The sequence below is a fragment of the Staphylococcus arlettae genome, from assembly GCF_025560845.1.
GTDB classification, from domain to species: Bacteria; Bacillota; Bacilli; order Staphylococcales; family Staphylococcaceae; genus Staphylococcus; species Staphylococcus arlettae.
Map to the genome: position 1 here is coordinate 2,091,351 of NZ_CP094803.1, position 13,350 is coordinate 2,104,700.

Sequence of the window (13,350 nt, forward strand, 5' to 3'; positions counted from 1 at the left end):
CTGTCCTGGCATATACAAAGAGAGGGGGACTGAAATCTAATTGTCTGAAAAAGATTTCAGTCCCCTTTAAATGTTTATTTAATTTTCAAAAAAATCTTGATTTAAAGCTGATTATTAATTCAAACATCTACTAACAATAGAAAATGAGGCTAGGACGAATTAATGACGTCCTAGCCTCTAAACTACAATTATTATGATTTTTGGTTAGCTTTATCACGTGCTAATACTGTTTTCAAATAGCGTCCAGTATAGCTTTCTGGAACTTCCGCTATTGTTTCAGGTGCACCTGTAGCAATGATTGTACCACCACCATCTCCACCTTCAGGTCCTAAATCAATCACGTAATCAGCAGTTTTGATGACATCTAAGTTATGTTCAATAATGACTACCGTATCACCATTTTCAACCAACTTATTAAGTACAGTTAACAAACGACTAATGTCATCTACATGCAATCCTGTCGTTGGTTCATCTAAAATATAAATTGAACGACCAGTAGAACGTTTATGCAACTCTGAAGCGAGTTTCACACGTTGGGCTTCACCACCAGATAACGTTGTTGCTGGTTGACCCAGCGTTACGTATCCTAAACCAACATCTACTAACGTCTTTAATTTACGATGAATTTTAGGTACATTTTCAAAGAAATAAGTCGCTTCTTCAGCTGTCATTTTCAATACATCTGCGATATTTTTCCCTTTATATGTTACTTCTAATGTTTCACGATTGTATCGTGATCCATCACATACTTCGCATGGTACATAAACATCCGGTAAAAAGTGCATCTCAATTTTTATAATACCGTCGCCTTTACATGCTTCGCAACGTCCACCTTTAACATTAAAACTGAAACGCCCTTTATTATAACCTCGTATTTTAGCTTCATTGGTTTGCGCAAAAATATCACGAATATTATCAAAGACGCCTGTATAAGTTGCAGGATTTGAACGCGGTGTACGTCCAATTGGCGATTGATCTATATCAATAATACGGTCTAATTCATCAATACCAGTCACCGCATCACAGTCACCTGGTTTAACTTTCGACTTATTAATTTCTTTTGCTAAAGATTTATACAGTACTTGATTTACTAGTGAACTCTTACCAGAGCCAGAAACACCTGTGACAACTGTCATTGTTGATAATGGGAATGAAACATCCACATTTTTTAAATTATTACTTCGTGCACCAGTAACGTGAATTTGTCGTTGCGTAACCTCTCGACGATGTTCAGGTACATCGATTTGTTTTTTGCCACTTAAATATTGACCAGTTAATGATTGTGTTTCTTGCATAACTTGTTTCGGAGTACCGCTCGCAACAATTTGGCCACCATGTTCACCAGCACCCGGGCCAACATCCACCAAATAATCCGCTGCGCGCATCGTATCATCATCATGTTCTACCACGATTAAAGTATTACCTAAATCACGCATTTCTTTCAATGTTTCAATTAATCGATCATTGTCTCGTTGATGCAAACCTATAGATGGTTCGTCTAATACGTATAATACACCAGAGAGTCTGGAGCCGATTTGAGTCGCTAATCTAATACGTTGGGCTTCACCACCTGATAAAGTGCCTGAAGAACGATTTAGCGTTAAATATTCCAAGCCAACATTAAATAAAAACTTCAACCTTGAAATAATCTCTTTGAGTATTTGATCGGCAATTGTACGATCTTGCGCTGACAATTCTATCGTTTCATAAAAATGCAGTGCGTCTTTAATTGATTTATTGATAACTTGACCTATATTAACATCAGCGACATAGACTGCTAATGCTTCTTTGCTTAGACGTTGTCCATGACACGTTTCACACGGTAGTTCAGTCATGTACTTACTCATCATTTCTCTCACATATTCTGAAGGTGATTCATGGTAACGGCGATTGATGTTGTTAACGACACCTTCAAACTCCATCGTACGTGTACGCTTCTGACCGTTACGTTGTTCAAAAGTAAATTCAATTTCCTTACCTTTCGAACCATACATTATAATATCTTTTTGTCTATCAGTTAATTTTTTATATGGTTTATCCATATTTATTTTATAAACTTCACATACGCGTTTTAACAATGTTGGATAATAATCAGAACTCGTAGGTTCCCACGGTAAAATTGCACCATCATTTAATGTGGCATTTTTATCTGGAACTACTAAATCTAAATCCACCATCAGTTTTTGCCCTAAGCCATCACACGTAGGACAAGCACCAAAAGGACTGTTAAAGCTAAACATACGTGGTTCTAATTCACCGATAGAGAATCCACAAATAGGACAAGCATGGTTTTCTGAAAACTTCAGTTCATCACCATCAATAATATCTACAACTAAATTACCTTCTGCTAAATTTAATGCTGTCTCAATTGAATCGGCAAGACGTGTTTCTATACCTGATTTGACTACTAATCTGTCAATGACCACTTCTATTGTGTGATTTTTATTTTTATCTAATTGAGGAACATCATTTACATCTATAATGTCCCCATCAACACGCACACGTACATAACCTTTTTTACTTATATCTTCAATTAATTTTTCATGTGATCCTTTGCGATGATTGACAATGGGGGCCAGTATTTGAATTTTTGTACGTTCTTCCAATTCTAAAATACGATCGACCATTTGCTGTACAGTTTGTGATTCAATTTCGATATGATGATTTGGACAGTATGCCTTTCCTACGCGTGCATAGAGTAAACGAATATAATCATAAATCTCAGTCACAGTCGCTACGATAGATCTAGGATTTTTACTTGTTGTTTTTTGATCAATTGAAATTGCTGGAGACAAACCTTCAATCGTATCTACATCCGGTTTATCCATCTGTCCTAAAAATTGACGTGCATATGCACTCAATGATTCTACATAGCGTCTTTGCCCTTCTGCATAAATTGTATCAAACGCTATTGATGATTTACCTGATCCTGAAAGTCCTGTCATAACTATCAATTTATTTTTAGGTATTTCTATATCGACATCTTTCAAGTTGTGGGCTCTCGCCCCTTTTACTACTATTGATGGCTCTTTCATACTTTATGTCACCCTTCTGCTTTTAATTCGAATAACATGTCACGTAATTCTGTTGCTCTTTCAAAGTCTAAGTCTTTAGCTGCTTGTTTCATTTCTTTTTCGATATTTTGAATTGTTTTTTCTCGTTCTTTTTTCGTTAATTTTTTCGGTACTTCGGTTTGTTGCTGTTCATTTGTTTCATCTGAATCTACCGTAGCACTAATAACATCATGGATTTTCTTATTGATAGTCGTCGGTGTAATATTATGTTTTTCATTGTAAGCCATTTGTATTTGACGTCTACGCTCTGTTTCATCTAAAGCATATCGCATAGAATCTGTTATCTTATCGCCATACATGATTACTTCACCTTTACTATTACGTGCTGCACGTCCAATTGTTTGTACAAGGGAACGTTCGGAACGCAGGAATCCTTCTTTATCAGCATCTAATATAACTACTAAAGATACTTCTGGTATATCTATACCTTCTCTCAACAAGTTAATACCCACAACTACATCATACGTACCCATACGTAAATCTCGTATGATCTCAATACGTTCTAATGTTTTAATTTCTGAATGTAAATAGTTAACTTTAATACCTGCTTCTTTAAGGTAAGTCGTTAAATCTTCACTCATCTTTTTAGTCAATGTCGTAATTAATACACGTTCATCATTCTCAATACGACCTTGAATTTCACCTAATAAATCATCAATTTGATTTTCGGTCGGACGTACATCAATTTTGGGATCTAATAAACCGGTAGGCCTAATAATTTGTTCGACCATTTCATCGGTATGTTCTAATTCATATGGCCCTGGCGTAGCAGAAACATAAACGAGTTGACGTGTTTTAGACTCAAACTCCTCAAATTGGAGAGGTCTGTTATCAAGTGCACTTGGTAGTCTAAATCCATGATCCACCAAAACTTGCTTACGCGCACGGTCACCATTATACATACCTCTTATTTGGGGCAAGGTAACATGAGATTCATCTATCATAACTAACCAGTCGTCTCCAAAATAATCCATTAATGTGTACGGTGTAGAGCCTAATGGTCTGAGTGTTAAATGTACCGAATAGTTTTCAATACCTGAACAAAAGCCCATTTCTCGCATCATTTCTAAATCATAATTAGTACGTTGTTCTAAACGCTGCGCTTCCAACAATTTATTTTCACTACGTAGTTTTTCTAATTGCTCAGCTAATTCATTTTCGATACGTTGTATTGCTGATTTCATTTTTTCTTCACGTGTAACGAAGTGAGAAGCTGGGAAAATCGCAAAATGATCTCGTTCTCTCAATACTTCACCTGTTAAATAATTCACTTCACGAATGCGATCTATTTCATCTCCAAAAAACTCAACGCGGATACACATTTCTTCACGTGAGGCTGGGAAAATTTCTACAACATCGCCTCTCACTCTAAATGTTCCACGTCTAAAATCAATATCATTTCTCGTATATTGTACATCTACTAATTTGCGCAATAGTTCACTACGATCCATTTCCATACCAACACGTACACTCACAACTAAATCACGATATTCATCTGGATTACCTAAACCATAAATACAACTAACACTGGCAATAATTATAACGTCATCACGTTCAAATAAGGCACTTGTTGCAGAATGTCGCAATTGGTCTATTTCATCATTGATTGAAGCATCTTTTTCAATAAATGTATCGGTAGAAGGTACATATGCTTCTGGTTGATAATAATCGTAATAACTTACAAAATACTCTACTCTATTTTCTGGAAAAAATTCTTTAAATTCACTGTATAATTGTCCTGCTAAGGTTTTATTATGGGCAATAATCAAGGTCGGTTTGCCCACTTCCTTAATTACATTACTCATCGTAAATGTTTTTCCTGTACCTGTAGCACCTAGTAAGGTTTGATGTCGTTCTCCTGCATTCACACCATTGACAATTTTTCGAATTGCTTCCGGTTGGTCACCTTCTGGTTCAAAGTCGGAAACTAATTTGAATGGATAATGTTCCATAGTGACACATTCCTCCTATATATTACGTTTAACGTTAGTTAATTCATTGCTCATACTGTAGATTATTAATTATATCAATTGTTTAAAATCTATTTCACTTGCATACTATTTTAACAGATTCTGTTCGAAATATACAAACATTTGTTCGTTTAAAAGTGATTACTCACCACACATAGAAAAAAAACAAACACAGTTCACACTATGCTTGTTTTGTCTTGTTTGTAATTGAGTTATATAAGTATACGTATAAAACAGCACGCATTGCAATCGAACTGTTTATACATTGTATATACCCGTCAATCTTCATCTTCTTTTTTATGCAATTGTAATTGGTCAATAATCACGTACCCTGCAAGTATGGATACTACATCAATAAAGATAATCCATTCATTATGAAAAAAACCTTTTTGAATCGATGCACCGATTAAGACGAGTACTAAAATTGTACCAACCCATTTACTTCTAGTCACCACACTAAATAAAATGACAAGTATACACGGGAAGAATGATGCGAGTATATACCAAATCATATATGTCACTCATTTCTTTTATTTAAAATTGCCATTGTTGTTTCACGCAATTCAGATTTTGGAATAAATTTCTCAGTTAACATTTCAGGAATTACGTTGTCTATGAAATCTTGTACCGAACTTAAATGGTCAAATTGCATAATTGTTTCTAAAGACATTTCATAAATTTCAAAGAAGAGCTGTTCCGGGTTACGTTTTTGAATTTCTCCGAAAGTTTCATATAATAAGTCAATTTTATCAGCAACTGATAATATTTGTCCTTCTAATGAATCATCCTTACCTTCCTGTAATCGTTCTCGATAAACATCTTGATAAGGTGTAGGTATTTCTTCACTAATAAAAGTGTCTACCATTTCTTCTTCAACTTGAGAAAACAATTTTTTCAATTCACCACTCGCGTATTTCACTGGAGTTTTGATATCCCCGGTGAAAATTTCAGCAAAGTCATGGTTTAGTGCTTTTTCATATAAGCTTTTCCAATCCACTTCGTTGCCGTTATACTCTTCCACAGTTGCTAAATATTGCGCGATTTTTGTAACTTTAAATGAATGCGCAGCTACATTATGCTCAAAATATTTAAATTTTCCTGGTAGTCTGATTAACTTTTCCAAATCGGATAAGCGTTTAAAATATTGATGTACACCCATGACATACGCCTCCTTATTTAAACAATGATTATACTTGCTTTTATTATAACAAACAAGAAAATCAATTTTCATACCAACTTAATTATTAAAGTTACTTAAATTATGCCTTCTATTCATTGATATTTCAAAAATTTAAAAGTGGAAAAGTCATAGCAAGCAATATATTGCTTATTTAATTATTAAATCCATCATCACGTATGTCATCGCAAAGTATTACACTTACATAGTCATTTATCGCTATAAGGTAAATTGTTAATCCTATATTTCAAAGTCTACTGCTGGAGCTATTAATGTATTACTCTTCAGCTTGATCCATTTGACTTCTTAGGTATGCTTCGATAAATGGCCCTATGTCACCATCCATCACAGCATCTACTTTACCTGTTTCTTTATTTGTACGATGGTCTTTAACCATAGAATATGGATGGAAAACATAAGAACGAATTTGACTGCCCCAGCCTATTTCTTTTTGTTCTCCTCGAATTGCTGCCATTTCTTGTTCTTGTTCTTCTAATTTAAGTTGATATAATTTAGATTTTAACATCTTCATAGCAGCTTCACGGTTTTTAATTTGTGAACGTTCATTTTGGTTATTTACTACTATACCTGTAGGGTGATGAGTAATACGTATCGCTGATTCAGTTTTGTTAATGTGCTGACCACCAGCTCCTGATGCACGGAACGTATCTACGGTAATATCATCTGGATTAATATCAATTTCAATTTCTGTATTATTAAATTCTGGAATTACATCACACGATGCAAATGACGTATGACGTCTACCTGAAGAATCAAACGGTGATATACGAACGAGTCGGTGAACGCCTTTTTCTGCTTTCAAATAGCCGTAAGCATTATGACCTTTAACGACTATTGTTACACTTTTCACGCCCGCTTCATCACCGGGTAAATAATCGGCAGTTTCAACTTTAAAGCCTTTTTGTTCACAATAACGTTGGTACATTCTTAATAGCATACTCGTCCAATCTTGTGATTCAGTACCACCAGCACCTGGATGTAATTCTAAGATTGCATTATTTGCGTCATAAGGTCCATCTAATAATAATTGTAATTCAAATTGATCTAAATCACCTTTAAATGCTTGAACTTGCGTTACTAGGTCTGCTTGCATATCTTCATCTTGTTCTTCTGCAAGTAATTCGCGTGTAGCATCCATATCCTCTAGCTGTGATTCTAACTTTCTAAATTCGGTTACTACAGATTTTAGAGCATTATTTTTATCAATGACGCTCTGCGCCGTATTTTGGTCATCCCAAAAGTTAGGGTCAGTCATCATTTCTTCATATTCTTGAATATTTGTCTCTTTTTCTTCTAAGTCAAAGAGACCCCCTAAGTTGTTCTAACTTGTCAGCATTGTGCTCTATATTACGTTTTATTTCTGATAATTCCATAGTCATCGCTCCTAAATAACGTTTTATTAATATTTTAACATAAATTGTCACTTCTAATTATAGTCTACATTGTGTAAGTTTATTCTCCTAGTCCCTCAGTCAATAAATTATTACTGTAATTAGCATTGATGATGCCTCTAACGTTGCTTGTGCATGACACTCTGTGTCATCAATTTCTTGTTTAGTGATAACTTTCAACGATACAAAAGAACCTAGAACAATAATATGCTCCAGGCTCTACACGACAGCATTAAGCACCGTGACAATTTTTATATTTTTTACCACTACCACATGGACAAGGGTCATTACGACCAATATGTTCATCTTTCACAAATGGTTGTGCCTTAGCTTTTTCTTTACCATCTTCTGCTGAAACATGCTCAGCTTTACCGAAGTCTGTTGTTTTATCTCTTTCAATATCATCTTCAACCGATACTACAGATTTCAAGATGTATTTACTCACATCTTCTTCAATATTTTCCATCATGCTATCAAACAATTGATGACCTTCGTTTTGATAGTCACGTAATGGGTTTTGTTGACCATAGGAACGTAAGTGAATACCTTGTCTTAATTGATCCATAGTATCTATATGATCAGTCCAGTGCGTATCAATTGAACGTAATAAAATCATACGTTCAAACTCAGGGAATTGATCGCCAATCTCTGTTTTTTGTTCTACCAATGCAGCTTCAACTTTTTGCCAAACAAGATTATAAATATCTTCACTGTCTTTTCCTTTAACATCAGATACTTTAAGTTCACCTTCATTAAGGAACACATCATCAATGTAGTTGATAAATGGTTCATAATCTGGTTCTTCCTCATCATCATTAATATAGTATGTCACGCTACGTTGTAATGTTGATTGCAACATGGCATTGACTAATTCTGAACTATTCTCGTTATCAATGATATTATTACGTTCGCCATAAATAATTTCACGTTGTTTACGTAGTACATCATCATATTCAAGAATACGTTTACGAGTATCAAAGTTATTACCTTCTACTCGTTTTTGTGCAGATTCTACAGCACGTGATACCATTTTGGATTCAATAGGAGTAGAGTCATCCATACCTAAGCGATTCATCATTTTTTGCAATCTTTCTGAACCGAAGCGGACCATCAATTCATCTTGTAGCGATAAATAAAATCGACTATCACCTTTGTCACCTTGACGACCAGAACGACCACGTAATTGATCATCAATACGACGTGATTCATGTCGTTCCGTACCAATGACTGCTAAACCACCTAATTCTTCTACGCCATCACCAAGCTTGATATCTGTACCACGTCCAGCCATATTTGTCGCAATAGTAATTGCACCTTTTTGACCAGCACCTGCAACTATATCGGCTTCGCGTTCATGGTTTTTGGCGTTTAACACATCATGACGAATACCATGTTTTTTTAGTAAGTTAGAAATATATTCACTTGTTTCAACTGCAACTGTACCTAGCAATACAGGTTGTCCTTGTTTATGTTTGTCAATGACATCATCTACAACTGCATCAAACTTACCTTTTTGACTAATGTAAATTAAGTCAGGTTTATCGACACGTTGTACAGGTTTATTCGTTGGAATTTGTGTCACTGTCATATTGTAAATGTTACGAAATTCTTCTTCTTCCGTTTTAGCTGTTCCGGTCATACCAGCTAATTTATTATACATACGGAAGTAGTTTTGGAAAGTAATTGACGCCATAGTTTTAGATTCATTTTGAATTTTAACGCCTTCTTTAGCTTCAATCGCTTGATGTAAGCCTTCAGAGAATCTACGTCCAGGCATCGTACGACCAGTAAATTGGTCGACAATTAATACTTCTCCATTATTGACCATATAATCAACATCGCGTTGAAGTGTCACGTGTGCACGTAAAGCAGTATTAATGTGACTAATAATATCAACATTCTTAACGTCATAAAGGTTATCGATTTTAAACATACGTTCTGCTTTATCAATACCTTGTTCTGTTAATTGCACTGCTTTAGTTTTTTCATCATAATTAAAGTCATCTTCACTTTTTAACATCTTCGCAAAGACGTTTGTTTGTGTATATAATGACGTTGATTTTTCAGCTTCTCCTGAAATAATCAATGGTGTACGTGCTTCATCAATTAAAATAGAATCGACTTCGTCAATAATAGCGTAATGTAGTGGACGCATAACGCGTTCTTCAGCATAATTCACCATATTATCACGCAAATAGTCAAATCCTAATTCATTATTCGTACTATAAGTGATATCACATGCGTATGCTTCTCGTTTTTCAGCTGTTGTTTTGCTGTTTAAATTTACGCCTACTGACAACCCTAAGAAATTATATAGTTCTGCCATTTCTTCACTTTGACTGCTCGCTAAGTATTCATTGACTGTAATAACATGAACACCACGACCTGCTAAGGCATTTAAATATGTCGGCATTGTAGCGGTTAACGTTTTACCTTCACCTGTACGCATTTCAGCAATATCACCTTTATGGATTGCTAAACCACCCATAATTTGAACACGGTACGGTATCATATTATAGACACGTTTTGAACCTTCTCTTACTAAGGCAAAAGCTTCTGGTAAAATCTCGTCTAATATTTTATTTTGCTTCTGTACATCTTCTTCTGCCTGTACTTTATCTTGAAACGATTTTGTTTTTTCTTTTATTTCTTCATCAGTTAATATAGACATGTCCTCTTCTAACTTGAGAACTTTGTCTGCTAATTTACCAAGGCGCTTTACTTCTTTAGTATTACCATCAGCTATCTTTGATAAAAAACCCATTCTGTTCGCTCCTTTAGCTTAATAACTCTATTACTTACAACAATTTATAATACCATTAATTAGCTTAAAATTACACTTATAGGATTATTGTTATAACTATATTTATATTTACATTTCCTTTGCTGTTGTTAATATACTTTACATTTCATACTGTTCTATATAATAACTCGCTTATCCTAGCACAACTTAGTCTTTGTGCTATCAAATTATTTCATACTAACATAACATAAAAGAAGCGTCCACGATTTAACTTAATCATGAACGCTTCAACACTTATAGTTAGTTATTGTTCTGTTGTTTCTATTAAACCATATTTTCCATCTTTACGTTTATAAACAATACTTGTTCCGTCAGTTTCACGATCTGTAAAAATAAAGAAATCATGACCCAATAAATCCATCTGCAACACCGCTTCTTCAGAATCCATTGGCTTTAAGCTAAATTGTTTAGAACGAATAATTTCGAAGTCATTTTCCTGACTTGTATCATCTAAAGCATCTGCTTTATTATCTTCTACAATTTCAGCAAAAACTTCTTGATCCCCTTTGTCTCTACTTTTACGATTCACACGAGTTTTATATTTTCTTACTTGACGTTCAAGTTTATTATTAATTAAATCTATACCCGCATATAAGTCGTCATGTCTTTCTTCAGCTCTTAATGTTACATTTTTTAATGGAATTGTTACTTCAATTTTAGTAGCTGAGTTTTGATACGTTTTGACTTTAACATGTGCGATAGCGTTTGGAACATTGTTAAAGTAACGTTCGAGTTTACCAATTTTATCCTCAATATAGTTACGGATTGCATCTGTAATAGTGAGGTTCTCTCCGTGAATTTCAAATCTAAACATAGTAATCGACTCCTTTAAAACCTCTATATTGGTAATGTTGCTTACTCTCATAATACCACGTTTACGTTAGCGTGCAAATGTAAAGACATCGAATTTTCTGATTTTTCTTACAAAAAATTTACATGCTGCTTGATGAACAGTAATTCCAGTAGTATAGATGTCATCTACTAACAAAATATTTTTATTAGTAAAGTCCAAATCTGCTGTAATTATAAATGGATTAGGCTGACTTAAACGTTGACGTTTGGTTAAAGATGATTGTTTACGATCATACTGCATTGTTAAACAGTTAGTATATTTAACATGCATACATGCTAACACTGCAGTCACTGGATTAAATGTCCGCCAACGATCTCTAGAGCTATGAGAAGGAATCGGGATAATATAGTCATAATGCATACGCGGTAACTGTATATATCGTGCTATCAATGTACAAAGTACGTAATCTCTGTTGAATTTGTATTGTTGTAACACTGCTTTCATCATTCCTTTGTACTGAAAATTACAATATAGTTGATTGATGCGTTGATAGCGCTTAGCCAACATAGCACAATCCATACATTGGCTTTGATTATCTGATATTGGTTTTAAACAAGTAGTACAACACGCTTTTGTCTGAATTTTACATTGTTGCAAAGCATCGTCACACGCCTCACATATTAGTACAGGACGGGCGTAAAAATTTGTAATCGTTAACGCCTCATTAATTTGCGCATCACACCATAGACAATTAACCATCAATCCATCCACGTTGTTGTGCTATGCGATTCATTCGTTTTAGCGCGTGCTTTGCTTTTAACATCTGTGTAGATATTCCTTGATGATAAAACCAAACATTACCTGTAGGAGCTTCAGTTTTACGTCCTACACGTCCTGACATTTGAATTAATACATGCTGTGTAAAAGTGTGGCTATTTAATACAACAACGTCTAACTTAGCTAGTGTAAACCCTCTTTCTAAGATAGTAGTAGTAAACACGCTAACATATTTCCCTGCTCTCAATTCTTGTACTTTGGTCATGCGTAGTGCATCGTCACTCGACACAAATGCTGACTGTACTAGCACCTTTTGATACGTATGCTCTAACTGTCTTAATAGCTTAATACTATGAACAAATACAAGTGTTATTCTCCCCGCTGCTTGTTGTCGACATAGTAGTCGTACAAGGTTGGTTTGCGGTCGTTGTGGTGTCAATTTAAAATATTGAAATTGTGGTATCGGTAATGGTTGTCGATGAAAACGTGCAGGTAATGTAATTATATTCGAAGCTTTAAATTGTCTTAAAAGTGATTTGGGAGGCGTTGCAGTCATATAAATATGACATCGGTCGTGTGTCGATGCTAACGTTATTGAATGTTGCAATACTCTATCCATTGCTAGTGGAAACGCATCTACCTCATCTACAATAACTAGTTGAAAATGCTGTTTAAAACGTAGCAATTGATGCACAGTAGCAATAACAAAATGACCATTAAATCGTTGAGGTTGCCCTCGATACAGTACATCTATGCATTCTTGTTGAAATGCTGCTCGTAACCTCAGAGTAAGCTCTATAACTACGTCAGTGCGTGGTGATACTACTGCAACATTTAGTCCTTGTTGCCTTGCATATTGCAATGCTGGAAACATCATTTCTGTTTTACCCGCTCCAGTCACAGCGTGTAACAGTTGATCTTGCCTTGACTTAACAGCTTCTAATAACGCTGTTGCACCATAATGTTGTTGTGGAGATAACTTAAAAGGTATATTAAATTCTGCAGATGTAGCTACATTATATGTTTGTGTTATATAAACATCCGACAGACTATCCATACGTCCTAATTGGAGGCAATAGCGACAATATAATATATCACGTTGTAATAGTGGTGAGTAATAACTGTGAATGTGACGTCTATAGATAGAACCGCACTGCAAACAAGTCGTTACACTTCGTTCTTGCGTAATGCCTGGCCCACAATAAATCACCTTTTCAGTTGTCAGCAAAGCATGATTGGTAACTAACCTACCATATAGTTTGATTGTTCATCACCTCAAAAAAGACTAGAGCCATATTAAATGTTAACTACTGTAACACCCTCATATTGTTCTAGTCTCTAATA

Annotated in this window: 9 protein-coding genes; all 9 read right to left on the bottom strand. The window is 34.9% G+C overall.

The window, feature by feature from the left end:
- Positions 1–191: 191 nt before the first annotated feature.
- The 9 genes from uvrA to MUA37_RS10310 all read right to left on the bottom strand — a co-directional run bounded on the left by uvrA (position 192) and on the right by MUA37_RS10310 (position 13,063).
- Positions 192–3,035, bottom strand: a complete 2,844-nt coding sequence (gene uvrA, locus MUA37_RS10270) for an excinuclease ABC subunit UvrA (protein ID WP_262624571.1) — start codon at positions 3,033–3,035, stop codon at positions 192–194.
- A gap of 8 nt (positions 3,036–3,043) precedes the next feature.
- A complete protein-coding gene (uvrB, locus tag MUA37_RS10275; protein ID WP_262624572.1) occupies positions 3,044–5,026 on the bottom strand; it encodes an excinuclease ABC subunit UvrB in 1,983 nt (660 codons plus the stop codon).
- 296 nt (positions 5,027–5,322) lie between these two features.
- Positions 5,323–5,556 (bottom strand): CsbA family protein, encoded by a 234-nt coding sequence (locus MUA37_RS10280; protein WP_002509841.1) that lies wholly within the window; start codon positions 5,554–5,556, stop codon positions 5,323–5,325.
- A gap of 5 nt (positions 5,557–5,561) precedes the next feature.
- Complete coding sequence (locus tag MUA37_RS10285; RefSeq protein ID WP_002509842.1) at positions 5,562–6,203, bottom strand: YfbR-like 5'-deoxynucleotidase; 642 nt, start codon at positions 6,201–6,203, stop codon at positions 5,562–5,564.
- 295 nt (positions 6,204–6,498) lie between these two features.
- Positions 6,499–7,615, bottom strand: a protein-coding gene (gene prfB / locus MUA37_RS10290; RefSeq protein WP_100218104.1) for a peptide chain release factor 2 whose coding sequence is annotated in 2 segments (ribosomal slippage) — positions 6,499–7,542 and positions 7,544–7,615 — 1,116 coding nt in all. Because the reading frame shifts where the segments join, the coding sequence is not laid out codon by codon here.
- Between the two features lie 250 nt (positions 7,616–7,865).
- Entirely contained in the window at positions 7,866–10,397 is a 2,532-nt protein-coding gene (secA, locus tag MUA37_RS10295) for a preprotein translocase subunit SecA (RefSeq protein WP_002509844.1), read from the bottom strand.
- A gap of 283 nt (positions 10,398–10,680) precedes the next feature.
- The gene (gene hpf, locus MUA37_RS10300; protein WP_002509845.1) at positions 10,681–11,250 is read right to left on the bottom strand and encodes a ribosome hibernation-promoting factor, HPF/YfiA family; all 570 of its coding nucleotides are present in this window, start codon (positions 11,248–11,250) and stop codon (positions 10,681–10,683) included.
- A gap of 66 nt (positions 11,251–11,316) precedes the next feature.
- Complete coding sequence (locus MUA37_RS10305; protein WP_103388069.1) at positions 11,317–11,988, bottom strand: ComF family protein; 672 nt, start codon at positions 11,986–11,988, stop codon at positions 11,317–11,319.
- A complete protein-coding gene (locus MUA37_RS10310; RefSeq protein WP_103388068.1) occupies positions 11,981–13,063 on the bottom strand; it encodes a DEAD/DEAH box helicase family protein in 1,083 nt (360 codons plus the stop codon). Before MUA37_RS10310 ends, MUA37_RS10305 begins: the two co-directional genes overlap by 8 nt.
- Positions 13,064–13,350 lie beyond the last annotated feature (287 nt).